This window comes from Streptomyces sp. NBC_01463, assembly GCA_036227345.1.
Lineage (GTDB): Bacteria > Actinomycetota > Actinomycetes > Streptomycetales > Streptomycetaceae > Streptomyces.
On the sequence record CP109468.1, the window covers coordinates 3,012,694 to 3,027,971 of the forward strand.

Annotated in this window: 9 protein-coding genes; 5 read left to right on the forward strand and 4 right to left on the reverse strand. The window is 71.2% G+C overall.

Annotated elements, in window-relative coordinates; genetic code table 11:
- The first annotated feature begins 208 nt into the window (after window positions 1-208).
- On the forward strand, window positions 209-1,897 hold the full coding sequence (locus OG521_13095; GenBank protein WUW21671.1) for an ABC transporter family substrate-binding protein: 1,689 nt from the start codon (window positions 209-211) through the stop codon (window positions 1,895-1,897).
- On the opposite strand, the gene OG521_13100 is transcribed toward OG521_13095, so the two are convergent.
- Window positions 1,890-2,510: a TetR/AcrR family transcriptional regulator gene (locus OG521_13100; GenBank protein ID WUW21672.1), complete on the reverse strand. Its 621-nt coding sequence runs from the start codon at window positions 2,508-2,510 to the stop codon at window positions 1,890-1,892. The two genes, OG521_13095 and OG521_13100, sit on opposite strands and share 8 nt — an antisense overlap.
- 122 nt (window positions 2,511-2,632) lie before the next feature.
- Here OG521_13100 and hisN point away from each other — a divergent pair, with 122 nt between their 5' ends.
- Both hisN and OG521_13110 read left to right on the forward strand, forming a co-directional pair.
- Window positions 2,633-3,433 carry a histidinol-phosphatase gene (gene hisN / locus OG521_13105; GenBank protein WUW21673.1) on the forward strand — a complete coding sequence of 267 codons (801 nt, stop codon included), beginning with the start codon at window positions 2,633-2,635 and terminating at the stop codon, window positions 3,431-3,433.
- Window positions 3,434-3,629: 196 nt separating this feature from the next.
- On the forward strand, window positions 3,630-4,031 hold the full coding sequence (locus tag OG521_13110; GenBank protein WUW21674.1) for a CBS domain-containing protein: 402 nt from the start codon (window positions 3,630-3,632) through the stop codon (window positions 4,029-4,031).
- A 57-nt stretch (window positions 4,032-4,088) separates the two neighbouring features.
- Here the strand turns inward: OG521_13110 and OG521_13115 are convergent, their stop codons facing one another.
- On the reverse strand, window positions 4,089-7,427 hold the full coding sequence (locus OG521_13115) for a S8 family peptidase (protein WUW21675.1): 3,339 nt from the start codon (window positions 7,425-7,427) through the stop codon (window positions 4,089-4,091).
- A gap of 177 nt (window positions 7,428-7,604) precedes the next feature.
- Window positions 7,605-8,594, reverse strand: a complete 990-nt coding sequence (locus OG521_13120; GenBank protein WUW21676.1) for a LuxR C-terminal-related transcriptional regulator — start codon at window positions 8,592-8,594, stop codon at window positions 7,605-7,607.
- 90 nt (window positions 8,595-8,684) lie between these two features.
- Between OG521_13120 and OG521_13125 the strand changes: the two genes are divergently transcribed.
- The gene (locus tag OG521_13125) at window positions 8,685-12,932 is read left to right on the forward strand and encodes a S8 family serine peptidase (protein ID WUW21677.1); all 4,248 of its coding nucleotides are present in this window, start codon (window positions 8,685-8,687) and stop codon (window positions 12,930-12,932) included.
- Between the two features lie 75 nt (window positions 12,933-13,007).
- Here the strand turns inward: OG521_13125 and OG521_13130 are convergent, their stop codons facing one another.
- Complete coding sequence (locus OG521_13130) at window positions 13,008-14,459, reverse strand: catalase (protein WUW21678.1); 1,452 nt, start codon at window positions 14,457-14,459, stop codon at window positions 13,008-13,010.
- A 177-nt stretch (window positions 14,460-14,636) separates the two neighbouring features.
- Between OG521_13130 and OG521_13135 the strand changes: the two genes are divergently transcribed.
- The gene (locus OG521_13135; protein WUW21679.1) at window positions 14,637-15,056 is read left to right on the forward strand and encodes a transcriptional repressor; all 420 of its coding nucleotides are present in this window, start codon (window positions 14,637-14,639) and stop codon (window positions 15,054-15,056) included.
- Window positions 15,057-15,278 lie beyond the last annotated feature (222 nt).

Here is a 15,278-nt window from a genome sequence, read left to right on the forward strand (position 1 = left end):
GGAGCCGGGCGAGGGATCGCCACCGCGGCAGGCTCCATCGGTGCAGGTGGTCGTCGTGTGGGACCAGCTTGACGGTCGATTGTTGCGGACATGCAAAGAACCCATAAACGCATCCCGGCCGCTCTCCCACCAGGCGCGTAGATCGACTTACGGTCTGCGGAGCCAACGGCCCCGATCGGGCCGCGCCCGACCGGAGGAATGAAAAACGATGCGCAGAACCACCGTGATCGCCGTCGCCGCAGCCCTGTCGGCCACCCTGGCGGTGAGCGGCTGCGATTCCTCCGACGGGGACGGCAAGGCGGCCAAGAAGCAGACGGCGCCCAAGGCCGACGGACAGAGCATCAACGTCCACCCGGTGAGCGACCTGAAGCAGGGCGGCTCGCTGCGGTTCGGGATCGACCAGTGGATCACGCAGTACAACATCAACCAGGTCGACGGCCAGCAGGGCGACGCCCAGGACATCATCAGGGCCGTGCTCCCGGACCTGTTCGACTCCGACGCCAAGGGCGCGATCCACGCCAACCCCGACTTCCTCGTCTCGGCGAAGGTCACCTCCACCAGCCCCCAGGTGGTGGAGTACACGCTCAACCCGAAGGCCAGGTGGTCCGACGGGAAGCCGCTGAGCTGGCAGGACTTCAAGGCCCAGTGGAAGGCGCTGAACGGATCGGACGAGGCCTTCGAGGCCGTCGACACCTCGGGCTACGACCAGATCGCCACGGTCGAGAAGGGTTCCGGCGCACACGGCGTCAAGGTCACCTTCGCCTCGCCGTACGCCGACTGGCAGCGCCTCTTCGACCCGCTGTACCCGGCCTCGTACATCGACACCCCGGAGAAGTTCAACAAGGGCTGGTCGCAGAAGGCCGTGGTCACGGGCAGTTCCTTCAAGGTCGGTACGTACGACAGGACCGCGCAGACCGTCACCCTCGTGCCCGACCCCAAGTGGTGGGGGAACAGGCCGAAGCTGGACACGATCGTCTACCGCGTCCTGGACTCCGCGGCGGAGACCGAGGCCTACCTCAACAAGGAGACCGACACGGCGACCGCGCTGCTGCCCGAGGACTACAAGCGCCTGGTCAAGGACACCGGGACCGACATCAGGCGCGGCGCCCGCTGGGACGAGGTGCACATCACGCTCAACGGCGGCCGCGGCCCGCTGAAGGACGTGGCGGTGCGCCATGCCGTCCAGGCGGCGATCAACCGCGCGGGCGTCAACGAGAGCTTCAGCAAGGACCTCTCCTTCGAACTGAAGCCGCTGAACAACCACTTCTTCATGCCGAACCAGGAGGGGTACCAGGACAACTCCAGCGAGTTCGACAAGTACGACCCCGAGAAGGCGAAGAAGCTGCTCGACGCGGCGGGCTGGAAGGACCGGGGCGAGGGCAGCCCGCGCACCAAGGGCGGCAAGCAGCTCGCGGTCGACTACACGCTGAGCGCGGGTTCCACGTCGGCCGCGACGGACCAGGCGGAGCTGGTGCAGCAGATGCTCGGCGCGGTCGGCATCAAGGTGAGCATCAAGAAGGTCCCCGCGAACGACTACTTCAACAAGTTCGTCAACACCGGCAACTTCGACATCGTCAGCTTCCGCAACGTCGATGCCGTGTACCAGACGATGCTGACCCCGGTCTTCACGAGCCCCAAGGGGAAGAACCTCTTCCAGAACTTCGGCTCGGTCGGCTCGCCGAAGATCGACGGACTGCTGAAGAAGGCCGCCGGGACCACCGATCACGCCGAGGCCGTCAAGCTGTACAACGAGGCGGACGTCGAGATCTGGAAGCTCGGCCACTCCATCGAGCTCTACCAGCGCCCGCAGATCATCGCGGTCCGCAAGGGGCTGGCGAACTACGGCGCGTTCGGCCTGGCCGACACGGACTACACCAAGGTCGGCTGGCTCAAGTAGCCGCACCCTCCGCCCGCTCCACCACGTCCCGCACCAGTGGCACCCCGTCCCCCGCCGCCCCGGGGGGCGGGGGCACCAGTGCGTACGAAAGGGCGAGCCGCAGGGCGAGTTCGCAGGTCACGGCCAGGGCCGCCGGGTCGTGCGGCGGGCGCCCCTCGTCCAGGGCGGCCACCGCGCGGTCCCTGACGTGGCCGAGCAGTTCGGCGGGGGTCGGCGGCCCGGCATCGGCCCGGCGCTGCGCGGGCACGACGGACGCGGTACGCCGCGCCGAGGGGCCGGGGCGGGGTAACCGCTCGCCCCAGCAGCCGGTGAGCAACCCCCTGACCAGGGCGCTCGCCCGCACGGAACGGACGGTCCAGGCGGCGGTGGCGGCCAGTCGGTCGCCCGTGCCGCCGGCGGACCCCAGGGCCCGTTCGACACCGGCCAGATAGAGGTCGGCGGCCCGCCGGACCAGGGCCCGGGCCAGTCCGTCCTTGCTGCCGAACTCGTTGTAGAGGGTCTGCCGGGACACCCCGGCGGCCGCGGCCACGTCGACCATGCGCACGGCCTGCCAGGGCCGGACGGTCAGCGCCGCGTGTGCGGCGTCCAGCAGTGCGTCCCGCGCTGTCGGCATCGTCGCCTCCCACGCCCCAGGGCCTGCGTTTCAGAGTTGAGGCGCTCCCCCGGACTGTCAAGGGTCCGGGCAGGCACCGGGGCCCTGTGGCTCCGCACATCCGCGGTGGATACTGTGACGGCATGCCCGACTACCACGATGATCTGCGCCTTGCCCACGTGCTGGCGGACGCCGCCGACGCGACCACGATGGACCGGTTCAAAGCCCTGGACCTCAAGGTCGAGACCAAGCCGGACATGACACCCGTGACCGAGGCCGACAAGGCCGCCGAGGAACTCATCCGGGGCCACCTGCACCGGGCGCGGCCGCGCGACGCGATCCTGGGCGAGGAGTTCGGGATCGAGGGGACGGGACCGCGACGCTGGGTGATCGACCCGATCGACGGCACCAAGAACTACGTGCGCGGCGTGCCGGTCTGGGCGACGCTCATCTCGCTGATGGAGGCGGGCGAGGACGGCTTCCAGCCGGTGGTCGGCCTGGTGTCCGCGCCCGCGCTGAACCGGCGCTGGTGGGCCGCGAAGGGGGCGGGCGCGTTCTCCGGCCGCAGCCTCACCTCCGCGAGCCGGCTGCACGTCTCGAAGGTGGAGCGGATCACGGACGCCTCGTTCGCGTACGCCTCGCTCTCCGGCTGGGAGGAGCAGGGCCGGCTCGACGGATTCATGGACCTGACCCGGGCCTGCTGGCGCACCCGCGGGTACGGGGACTTCTGGCCGTACATGATGGTCGCCGAGGGTTCGGTCGACATCTGTGCCGAGCCGGAGCTCTCGCTCTGGGACATGGCGGCGAACGCGATCATCGTGCAGGAGGCGGGCGGCCGGTTCACCGGCCTGGACGGGGTCGACGGCCCCGGCGGCGGCAATGCCGCGGCCTCGAACGGAACGCTCCACGACGAACTGCTGGGTTATCTGAACCAGCGCTACTGACCCGGCAGGGCCGGGGTTCCCGGCCCTGATCAGGCATATAGGACAACCGAGGGGCGTGCCGCACCACCGCACGCCCCTCGAATGATCTTCGCTCCCCCTTGTTGCCGTCCCACATCGGTGCGACTCTGAGAGTCCCCCCGCTTGTGAACTTGTGAATCGGCTCACGAGCCGCTTCACGAAGGAGGTGGCTCCCTTCATGCTCGTCCGAGACGCCATGAGCACGATGGTCCTCACCATCGGCCCGGCCCACACCCTCCGCCAGGCCGCCCGGCTGATGTCGGCACGCCGTATCGGAGCAGCCGTCGTCCACGACCCGGACACCTGCGGGCTCGGCATCATCACCGAGCGCGACATCCTCAACGCGGTCGGATCGGGCCAGAACCCCGACACGGAGACCGCCTCCACCCACACCACCACCGATGTGGTCTTCGCGGCACCCACCTGGACCCTGGAGGAGGCCGCCGAGGCCATGACCCACGGCGGGTTCCGGCATCTGATCGTGCTGGACGACGACGGGCCGGTCGGCATCGTGTCGGTGCGCGACATCATCCGCTGCTGGACGCCGGCCCGCCGTCAACCGGTGGAGCTGGTCGGCTGAGTCCGGACGTGTGACCGGCCGGCCCCGCGCACACGGGAGCCGGCCGGTCAGCCGGTGCTACTTCGCCCGGTAGGCGTCGATGACCGTCTGGGTGAGCGTGTTGCCCTGCCGGTCGGTGACCTCGGCCCGGAGCGAGACCGTGGCGCCCGCCGCCGGGGTGAGCAGCAGCGCGGTCCCGTGCAGCACCACGGCCCTGTGCCAGGTGGTCCCGCCGTCGAACGAGGCGGAGACCTTCAGCGACTTCGTGTTGCCGGCCGCGGCACCTTCCACCGTGACCGGCACGAGCTGCGGCCGGCCGGCCCGGGCGGTGGAGTCGAGACCGAGCTGCGGGGTGAAGCGGACCGTCGACACCGGCAGCATCGTCGGCGAGGCGGCGGTGTCCGAGGTGAAGGTCCACGCGGCGTCGATCCGGGTGGAGACCGCGGCAGGCTTCGCCGGGACCGCCGAAGTGGTCAGCCGGTACGCGGCCTTCCCCGGCGGAACCGTGAAGCGGACGCCGGTGGGCGGCGCCGTGCTGGTCCCGACCGGTTCTCCGTCACGGTAGAGCGCGGTCTTCGTCGCCTCGGCGTCCCACACCGTGGCGCCGGTGTGACCGGCACCGTCGGCGAACATCGGGAACGCCGCGGTGATGGCGTCGCCCGAGCGCTGCACGCCTGCCGTGACACCGTTCACCCGCGGGCCGAAGACCCCGATGTTGTAGTCGAGCCGGTAGCTGCGGCCCCGGGTGAACGTGCGCCCCGTGTCGCGCTGCTGCACCTCCAGCTGACCGTCCGCGTCGATCTGCCGCGACGAGAGATCCCAGGTCAGCTCGGCGTCGGTGTTGAGGTACATCCGGTACGCGGCGGGGAGCGGGTTGACGACGGCGAACGACGTGCCGACCCCGGTGCCGGTGTTCGGCGTGAGCATCAGGTTGCCCTGGCGGCCGGGCAGCGGGGAGCCGAGCCGGACGTCGGTGGTGGCGAAGTCCTTACTGCCCAGGTGCCGTTCGAAGCCGACGGGCACACCCTTGCCGCCGTAGGCGACGTTGTACTCGGTGCCGTCGGACTTCTTCTTCCAGGTCCCCATGAACTCGTGGAGCAGCTCCTCCTTCGGGTCCGGCCCCACCTGCGCGGTCCGGATGTCCTGGTAGGAGTTGGTGAGGGCGAAGCGGGCGATCGGCAGCAGCCACTCCAGCTCCACGCCGGTCCGGGCGAGCAGCGGTTCGGCGCCGCGGTCAGGCACGGTGATGTCGACGGGCTTCGCCGTACGCGCATCGATCGTGACCGTCATGTCGTGGTCGACGGTGAGGGCGGGCTGCACCATCCAGTCCATCCCGGTGAAGTCCTCGCCTGTGCCGGTCGGATAGAGGGCGTGGGTGCCGAAGTAAGTGCCCTTGCGGACCTCGACGGTCGTGCTGGAACCCTCGGCGAGACTGAAGGTGTTGCCGACGACGGTGTCCGAGGTGCCGGTGAGGCTGCCGTTGAAGTGCTGCGCCGGCTTTCCGTCCCGGCCGATGTACTCGAACGTGACCTTGTACGCCTCGTCGCCGCGGTTCACGACCGCCGCGGTCCGCACGATCTGGCCGCCGCCGGTCGCGGTGATCCGGGCACTGTAGGCACCGTTGACCGTGCCACCGGTCCGGGTGTCGGCCGTGACGGCCGCCTCGGCGGTCCCGCCCGCGGGGACGGTGAGCTGCTTCGGCGACACGGCGAACATGCCCTCGGGCGCCGCCTGGCCACCGGGGGCGGTGGCCGTCAGGGACAGATCGAAGGTGACGGGCTCCGTGCCGTTGTTACGGTACGTGACGGACTTGGTGACGGGGGCGTCGTCCTCGTGCGGCCAGGCCTGCTTGCCGAAGTTGAGACTGCCGGTCTCCGAGACAACCGTCTGGACGATGGCCTGCGTCAGGTCGATGCGTCCCGAACCCTGCTGGTAGGACGTGTATTCGCCCGGCTTCGTGGCCGAGGAGAGCAGCTGCTTGAGCCGCTGTCCCGACCAGTCGGGGTGCTGCTGCTTCAGCAGGGCGGCGGCACCGGACACATGCGGGGTCGCCATGGACGTACCGCTGGCGGATACATAACCGTCGGTGACCGGAGTGCCCATGTGGGTGCCGGCCGCCTGGGCCGCGGCGATGTCGACTCCGGGCGCGGTGACGTCCGGCTTGATGCCGCCGTCGCCGAGCCGGGGACCGGTGCTGGAGAAGCTCGCGATGCCGTCCTGCTTGTCGACGGCTCCGACGGTCAGGGCCGCGTCCGCGCTGCCCGGGCTGCCGATGGTGCCGTTGGCGGACGGGCCGGCGTTGCCTGCGGCGACCACGAAGAGCGGTCCGCCGTCGGCGGAGAGGCGGTCGACGGCCTCTTCGAGGGGGTCGGTGCCCGGGGTGTCGGTGGCGCCCAGGCTCATGGAGACGATGTCGGCGCCCTGCGCGACCGCCCACTCCATGCCGGCTAGGATCCAGGACGTGTCACCGCTGCCGGAGGCGCTGAGGACCTTGCCGTCCAGGATGCGCGCGCCCGGGGCGACGCCCTTGTACTTCCCGCCCGACTTCGCTCCGGTACCGGCGACCGTCGAGGCGACGTGCGTGCCGTGCCCGTGTCCGTCCACGGCGGTCGGGTCGGTGGTGAAGTTCTTCTCCGCAAGCTGCTGACCTGCGAGATCGGGGTGGGTCTCGTCGACGCCGGTGTCCAGGACGGCGACCTTGACGCCGGTGCCGTCGAAGCCCGCCTTCCAGGCGTCCGGTGCGCCGATCTGCGGCACGCTCACATCGAGCGCGGCCTTGACCGGTGCGTCCAGCCACACCTTGCGCACCCCGGGAGCCGCGGCGCGCGCGTCCGGTGCGGTGAGCGCGTGCCACACGTCGGCGGCGCCCTCCTTCGGTGCGGTCACGGCCTCCGCGTTCAGCCGGGGGAAGGTCCGGGTGACCTTCGCGCCGTCGGCCGAGCGGAGCGCCGACCTGGCACCGGCCGCGGAGGAGCCGGAGGTCTTCGCCGCGCCGTCGTAGCCGACGACGAGCTTGAGCCCCGCCGCGCTCCGGTAGGCCGAGCCGCCCAGCTCCGTGACGTCGAACAGCCGCTGGTCCAGAACCCCCTGGGTGATCAGGCGGTCCGCGTCCGCGGGCACCACCAGGGTGTGGTCACCGGTGCGGCGGACCTCGACGGGTATGCGCTCACGTCCGGGCGCCCGGTCGAGGACGACCGGCTGCCCCTTGGCGTCGACGGCCACCCGGTCACCCGTCACGAGGGTGACCCAGTGCTCGGCGGCGGCTGCCGCGTCCCCGGCCGGCAGGGACTGCCGCCCGGTCTGCCGTGGCTGCGGCGCGGCCACGGCCGGCGAGGAGATCATCCCCGCCGTCAGGCCGAAGACGGCCGCGGCGGCGATGACCGCTACGCCCGATCTCGGTGCGTTGGTGTTCAACATGCCTCCTGGTGCAGTCCGTTCACATATGGAGAGGGAGGACATCCCTCGGACCGCCCCGCAGTATTCGGTCCGGTATACCGAAAGCGCCAGGGGTGATTGTTAATTCGCGGTCACAATCGTGGAATTGGGACCACGAAAGCTCCAAGAACCCACACCTTTGCCCGTCTTCGGGCAGTGTCAGAGGCCGGCGTCGCCGTCCGCCCCGATGCCCGCGGGGCCCTCGATCCAGCCCCGCCGCGCCGCGATGACCCCCGCCTGGAAGCGGTTCGCCGCCCCCAACTGCTCGTGGAGCCTGCTGATCCGGCGTCGCATCGTCCGCACCGACCAGCCCAGCTGACGGGCGATCGCCTCATCCTTCAGGCCGCTGACCAGCAACGTCAGCATCTGCCGGTCCTCCGCGCCGAGCGGGTCGTCGGCCGGGGCGTCCAGCGGGGTGGCGGTGCGCCAGCACAGTTCCCAGTAGTCGATCAGCCCGTCGAGCAGGGCCGAGGGACGGATGACGGCGGCGCGCACGCTCGTGGTGAAGTCCAGGGTGAGCGGCATCAGGGCCAGCCTGCGGTCGGCTATCGCGAGCTTGATCCGCAGCCCGGGCAGGACGCGGGCATGCTCTCCGTGGCGGACGAGTTCGCGGATGTCGTCGAGCACACCGGGCCACTCCAGGGCCTCGGGGGCGTACACCGCGCGATAGCGCACCCCTCGCGAAAGGGCCGCGGACTCCACCGGATTGGACGTGGTGAGGGCGTACGGCGGACGGTCGAGCGTGATGACCTCGGCGCGCGCCTCCTGCTGCAACCGTACGAACCACCGGCCCAACGCCTCGCTGCCGTCGATCACTTCGACCTGTTCCGAGCTGCCCTGCCGGGCCGTGGCGAAGAGCCTGGACAGCTCGCCGGCCGCCGCGCGCACCCCGTCGAGCTCGGCGGTCCGGGCCCGTACGAGGGCGTCGACCGCCCCGCTCGGTTCGATCGCCGCATAGCGGCGGCGGGCCCCGGAAAGGCGTCCGACCAGGCCGTTCTCCCGCAGCCTGTCGAGTGCCCTGCCGGTGCGCTCGGGCGTGGAGCCCAGGTCGGCCGCGATGTCCGCGGGGCCGGCGGTGTGCCGGACGAGGATGGCCCGGTAGACACTTTCGTCGAACGGGTCGATACCGGCTGCGGTGAGATGCGACATGCGGCGGATCATGGCCCGTGTGTGCCAGTGACAGCAATGGGCCAGCCCAAATCGTTGTCCCGGACATGCCTCGGCGATTAGGCATCTGTCATGGCAATCCCACGCGTCCCTCGTTCACCCCGCTCCGTCCGAAGATCCGGCCGGGCCCACCGGCGCGCGCTGACCACCGGCATCGCCCTGTCCGCCGCACTCGGCGGACTGCTCGCCGCGGCGCCCCCGTCCGCGACCGCAACCCCCGCGGACGACCCCGCGCAACGGGTGATCGTGACCCTGGAGGGCGACGCGGCCGCCTCGGGCGGCAGCCGGCTCCGCTCGGCCGGCACGGCGGACATCGCCTCGGCACGCCGGGCCGTGGCCGGCCGGCAGCAGACGTTCCTCGACCGGGCGAAGAGCGCCGGTCTGCGCCCCACCTCGCCCCGCAAGCTGAACCTGCTGGTCAACGCGGTGGCCGTGACGGTCAAGGCCTCCGAGGTGCAGGCGCTGCGGACGCTGCCCGGGGTGGTGTCCGTGCAGCCGGACGCCAAGATCAGGATGTATACCAGCGACAGCGTGCCGCTCATCGGCGCTCCGGAGGTCTGGAAGCGCGAGGACCCGTCGGGTGCGGCGGCCGACGGCGCCGGCGTGACCGTCGCCGTGCTCGACAGCGGCGTCGACTACAGCCACCCTGACCTGGGCGGAGGCTTCGGCGAGGGCCACAAGGTGGTCGCCGGGCACGACTTCGTCAACGGCGACGACGACCCGATGGACGACAACGGCCACGGGACGCACGTCGCCGGGATCATCGCCGGCAGGGCCGCCGCGAAGGGCGGCGTCACCGGCGTCGCCCCCGGGGCCGAGCTCACCGCGTACAAGGTGATGAACGCCAACGGCGAAGGCACCACCTCTGACATCGTTGCCGGGATCGAGGCCGCGATCGACCCGGCCAACCCGCACCGCGCCGATGTGATCAACCTCAGCATCGGCGGATACGGCGACGGCAGCGACCCGCTCGGCCTGGCGGCGACGGCCGCCACCCGGGCCGGAGTCGTGGTCGTCGCCGCCGCCGGGAACGAGGGCCCCGGCGCGGGCACCGTCGGATCGCCCGCGGCGGCGGACGGGGTGATCGCGGTCGGCGCCTCCGTCAGCGGGCTGCGCCTGCCGGGCGCCACCTACCGCGACGGCGAGAAGATCCAGACCTACCGCGGAGTCCTGTCCGCCAACCCGCCGGCGAAGCCGCTGACCACCCAGCTGGTCGACGTCGGCCAGGGCGCCCCGGAGGACTGGGAGCGGGCCGGCGACGTCACGGGCAAGGCCGTGCGCCTCGAAGTGCCGGTGTCCGAGCAGACGCAGGACGTCACCACGTGGGAGATCGAGCAGGCCCGCGAGGCCGAACGGCGGGGCGCCGTGGCGCTCATCGGCGGGGGCTCGGGCGGCGGCCCGGTCTTCTCCGTGCCCGGCGGCCGGTCCGCGGACGCGGGCATCGGCGGCGACCCGCTGCGGCTCCCGGCGGACAGCGCCGGCGTCAAGGACTCCGGCGACTCGATGCGGATGGACTCGGTCGTCATGCTCGGCATCGACTCCACCCAGTACGAGGAACTGTCGGCGCGGCTCGGCGCGGGGAAGGTCGAGATCACCCTCACCGGTGAGGACGTGACGGACCGGATCCCGTCGTTCTCCTCGCGCGGCCCCGACCTGCGCTGGAACCTCAAGCCCGACCTGGTCGCACCCGGCTACGACATCCTGTCCACGGTCCCGAAGTCGGTGTACGCGCCCGGCTACTACCGGATGTCCGGTACGTCGATGGCCGCCCCGCACGTCGCGGGCGCCGCGGCCCTGATCCGCCAGCTCCACCCCGAACAGACCCCGGACCAGGTCCGTTCCGGTCTGACCGGCGCGTCGAAGAAGGTGGCGGACAGCGAGCCGACGAGCTACGGCTCGGGCCGGCTCGACATCCCGGCAGCGGCCGACGCGGCCGATGCCGGGATCACCACCACGCCGAGCTCGCTGTCGTACGGCCTCGCCGATACGGCGGGCTCCACCGTCGGCGGGACCCGGAAACTGACGGTGAACAACGCCTCGGACAAGGCACGTTCGGTACGTCTGGGGGTGAGCGGCGACGCGGCCGTCTCGCCGCGCACCCTGCGGGTCCCGGCCGGCGGCAGCGCCACCGCGACGGTGACCGTGCGGGCGGACCGGCCCGGGGGCGAGGCCGAGATCAGCGGCGAGGTGACCCTCACCCCGTCCGGCGGCAGGGCCCTGCGGGTGCCCTACCTCCTCGTCGTACGGCAGCTGTTCGTCCAGGCGGGCCCCGATCCGAGCGACGGCGAGTCCGGCATCGCGATCTTCACCCCGGCCCCGCTCACCGAGGCCCCCGTCGTGACGGTGAGGCCGCCGCACGGCCGCAGCCGGGACATCCGGGCGACGCTGCGCTCCGGCAATGTCTACGAGGCCCGGGTGACCGGTGCGGTCGAGGGCACCCATCTGGTGTCCGTCCGCGCCAGGACCACGACCGGGCAGACCCTGCGCGGCAGCGACGGATTCGAGGTGACACCGGCCGACAGCCGGCACAGCCGCTGGACGCCGGTCGGTCCGTACGACGCGAGCGGGCAGATCACCGTCGCCGCGAACCGTCCGGGCCGGGCCGCGCTCACCCAGGGCGGCAAGGTCGGTCCCTGGGTCACCGACGACGGTGACACCTGGCGTCAGCTCGACCGGCTCCCGGTCACCGACCAGGTCGACACGGGCAGCCTGGTCATCGACGCGAAGAACGCCGACCGCTGGTGGTACACGGTCAACAGCGCGAGCAACTTCCCGCGTACGTCCTCGATCCTGCGCACCGAGGACGCGGGGCGCACCTGGCAGACCCTGGACACCCCCGACTCGGTGATCTCGCAGCTCGTCTCCGACGAGCGCACCCGCACCCTGATCGCGGTCACCGAGGGCGGGCTGCAGATCAGCACGGACGGCGGCGACCACTGGTCGGCCGGACCGGCCGGCGTACCGGGCACGGTCTACGACGCGGCGATCGGCGGCGACACGCTGTACTTCGCCACCGGCGACGCCGTGTGGGCCAGGTCCGGGGTCGCCTCGGGCGTCCTCGGCGAGGCACGGCAGGTGTACGACTCGAAGGGCGGCCCGACCGTCCAGATCGCCGCGGACAGCGGTGTGGTGGCGGCGTACGTGATCGGCACCGGCGTCGTCGGCTCGCACGACGGCGGCGCGAACTGGTCGACGCTCATCGACCCGGGTCACGGCGCGAGCGGACTCACCGCCACCGGCGGGGATCTCTACCTCGGCACGGGGGACGGCGTGCAGGCCGGCCGTGACCACGGCCGGAACTGGACGCTCCTGCCCGGAGTGAGCGACGCCTCCGTCGTGACCGACATCGACCGCTGGAGCGACGGCTCGCTGACGCTGTCCGAAAGCAGCAACGGCATCTACCGGGGCACGGCGCAGGGCGAGGACTACCGCCGCATCGGCATCCAGGGCGGCACCGTCAACGACGTCGTGGTCAGCGGTGACGTCCTGCTGGCGGCCGACGACATCGGCACCCAGCGCACCACCGTCCCGGCGGCGAACCCCGACTGGGGCACGACGGGCGGCGAGGGGACCATCGGCAGCGGTACGTCGCAGCTCGTCGTCTCACCGCAGGACTCCAGGGTCCTGTGGCGCACCCAGGCCGACGCGTTCGGCGGATTCTCCGTCGAGCGGAGCGGCGACCGGGGCGCCACCTGGGAGCAGAAGGGCCACGGCGCGGGCCAGGTGTTCTCCCTCGCCGTGCACCCGGCCGACCCCGACCGGATCTACGTCGGGTACGGCAACCAGCTGAGCAGCGGCCTGTTCCGTACCGAGGACGGCGGCGCGACGTGGAAGAACCTGCGCCACGACACGTACTTCACCGCCGTATCCGGTGACCCCCGGAACCCGGAGAAGCTGCTGCTGGGCACGCCCGACGGGCTCTACCGCTCGGACGACGGCGGCGCCACGCGGAGCAAGGTGGCGGACGGCCGCGTCGACACCATCGAGCGCACCGGCTCGCAGCTGCTGATCGGCGGTGACTCGATCCGGATCTCCGACAACGGCGGCCGGACGTTCCGCACCGCCGACACGGGCCGGCTGCCGCTGCGGGTGAGCGACCTGCTGAAGGTCGGCCACACCCTCTACGCCTCGACGACGAACATCTGGGAGACGGCCCTGCCGCGCGGGGGCCGGGGCGTGCTGCGGTCGACCGACGGCGGCCGGAGCTGGCAGAACATCTCCACGGGTCTGCAGAACCTGGACGCCACGAGTCTCGCCACGGACGGCCACCGGCTGTACGTCGGCACGGTGCAGGGAGGTGTGCACCGGCTCACCCTGTAAGCGGGGCATTCGGAACGCGGGGCGGGGCGGCGGATGATCCGCCGCCCCGCCCCGCGGGTGTGTCCGGTCGAGGCCTCAGCCGCGCAGAGCCTGGACGGCCGCTTCCAGCCGCTTGCCGAAGTCCCCGTCGGCCCGGCGGAAGTTGTCGATCGCGCGCTCGGCGATGTCGTCGCGCGAGACCTTCGCGATGAACCCGGCGAGGTTGTCGATCAGACGGCTCTTCTCGTCCTCGGAGTAGAGCCGGTAGAGGTTCCCGGCCTGCACGAAGTCGTTGTCCTCGGCGTGGGCGGGAGCCTCGTGGGTGCCGGTGCCGCCGCTGACCTGGGTGGGCTCCCACAACGGGCGGTCGGTCTGGACCGGACCGCCGAAGCTGTTCGGCTCGTAGTTCTTCGCACCCCCGTGGCGGCCGTCGTACAGGTGGCCGTCGCGGCTGTGGGTCCGGGCCTCGGCGGCGTGCGGGCGGTTGACCGGCAGGTGGTCGGCGTTGATGCCGACGCGGTAGCGGTGCGCGTCGCCGTAAGCGAAGAGACGGCCCTGGAGCATCTTGTCCGGGGACGGGCCGATGCCGGGCACGAAGTGCGCTGGGCTGAAGACCGACTGCTCGGTCTCGGCGAAGATGTTCTCCGGGTTCCGGTTCAGCTCCAGCTTGCCGATCTCGACCGGCGGGTAGTCGGCGTGCGGCCACACCTTGGTGAGGTCGAACGGGTTGAAGCGGTACGTCGCCGCGTCGGCCGCCGGCATGATCTGGACCTGCACGGTCCAGGACGGGAACTCGCCCCGCTCGATGGCCTCGCGCAGATCACGCTGGTGGCTGTCCGGGTCCATGCCGGAGACCTGGTTGGCCTCGTCGGTGGTGAGGTTCCTGATGCCCTGGTCTGTCTTGAAGTGGTACTTGACCCAGAAGACCTCGCCGGCCTCGTTGTTCCACTGGTAGGTGTGCGAGCCGTACCCGTTCATGTGGCGCAGCGTGGCCGGGATGCCGCGGTCGCCGAAGAGCCAGGTCACCTGGTGGGTGGACTCGGGCGACAGACCCCAGAAGTCCCAGACGTTGTCCGCCTCCTGCGAGCCGGTGTAGGGGTCGCGCTTCTGGGTGTGGATGAAGTCGGGGAACTTGATGGCGTCCTTGATGAAGAACACCGGGGTGTTGTTGCCGACGAGGTCGTAGTTGCCGTCCTCGGTGTAGAACTTCAGCGCGAAGCCGCGCGGGTCACGCACGGCGTCGGCGGAGCCGAGGTTGCCCGCGACGGTGGAGAAGCGCAGGAACGTCTCGGTCTGCTTGCCGACCTCGGAGAGGAACCTCGCCCGGGTCCACTGCGAGACGTCACGGGTCAGCGTGAAGGTGCCGTACGCACCGGCGCCGCGGGCGTGCACGACGCGCTCCGGGATGCGCTCCCGGTTGAAGTGCGCCAGCTTCTCCATCAGCAGCTGGTCCTGCACCAGCACGGGACCGCCGACGCCCGCCGTCTGACTGTTCTGGTTGTCGGCCACCGGGGCTCCGGCCTCCGTGGTGAGCGGTCCCTGTGTCACGTGCGCCTCCTGCGTCGTTCCTGCACATTCGTCATGCCGTAGTGCCGTCATGGCGTGCGCAGCCTGTCCCTGGCCAATGCCGTAACCGATCCTACAATGGACTTAGTCCAAGTCAAGGCAGCTTCCAAAGTCACACCTGTTCGGGACCTGACCCCCACCACTGTTAGGCTTGTCCTCATGAGTGACCTGCTGGAACGACTCCGTGGACGCGGCTGGCGCATGACCGCACAACGGCGCGTCGTGGCCGAGGTCCTCGACGGGGACCATGTGCACCTGACGGCCGACGAGGTCCACGCCCGGGCCGTCGCCAAGCTGCCCGAGATCTCCCGCGCCACCGTCTACAACACGCTGGGCGAGATGGTGACCCTCGGCGAGGTCATTGAGGTCTCCACCGACCGCCGCGCCAAGCGCTACGACCCGAACGCCCACCGCCCCCACCACCACCTGGTGTGCGCGCGGTGCGGCGCCATCCGTGACGTACACCCGTCGGGCGATCCACTGGCGGACCTGCCGGCCGGCGAGCGCTTCGGCTTCATGATCTCCGGCGTGGAGATGACGTACCGCGGCGTCTGCCCGAGCTGCGCGGCGGCCGCCTGAGCCCGGCCACTCCCCCACCTCCTCCAACGCCCCCACCGGACATCCGGCGGGGGCGTTGCCCGTATACCCCCACGCCCGACCGGACTTCCGCCGACGGCGCCGTCGGCACGTGCGGCCGGCGCCATCCGGCCACCCCGTTACCCGCGCACCCCCTTCCCGAATCTGACGGGTCGTCATATCGTCATCGGCGATCACGGCCGCCCCCGCGGCAGCCGTGCACCT

Coding starts and splice junctions, on each gene's coding strand:
- OG521_13095 (WUW21671.1), top strand. CDS start 209: ATGCGCAGAACCACCGTGATCGCCGTCGCCGCAGCCCTGTCGGCCACC.
- OG521_13100 (WUW21672.1), bottom strand. CDS start 2,510: ATGCCGACAGCGCGGGACGCACTGCTGGACGCCGCACACGCGGCGCTG.
- hisN (WUW21673.1), top strand. CDS start 2,633: ATGCCCGACTACCACGATGATCTGCGCCTTGCCCACGTGCTGGCGGAC.
- OG521_13110 (WUW21674.1), top strand. CDS start 3,630: ATGCTCGTCCGAGACGCCATGAGCACGATGGTCCTCACCATCGGCCCG.
- OG521_13115 (WUW21675.1), bottom strand. CDS start 7,427: ATGTTGAACACCAACGCACCGAGATCGGGCGTAGCGGTCATCGCCGCC.
- OG521_13120 (WUW21676.1), bottom strand. CDS start 8,594: ATGTCGCATCTCACCGCAGCCGGTATCGACCCGTTCGACGAAAGTGTC.
- OG521_13125 (WUW21677.1), top strand. CDS start 8,685: ATGGCAATCCCACGCGTCCCTCGTTCACCCCGCTCCGTCCGAAGATCC.
- OG521_13135 (WUW21679.1), top strand. CDS start 14,637: ATGAGTGACCTGCTGGAACGACTCCGTGGACGCGGCTGGCGCATGACC.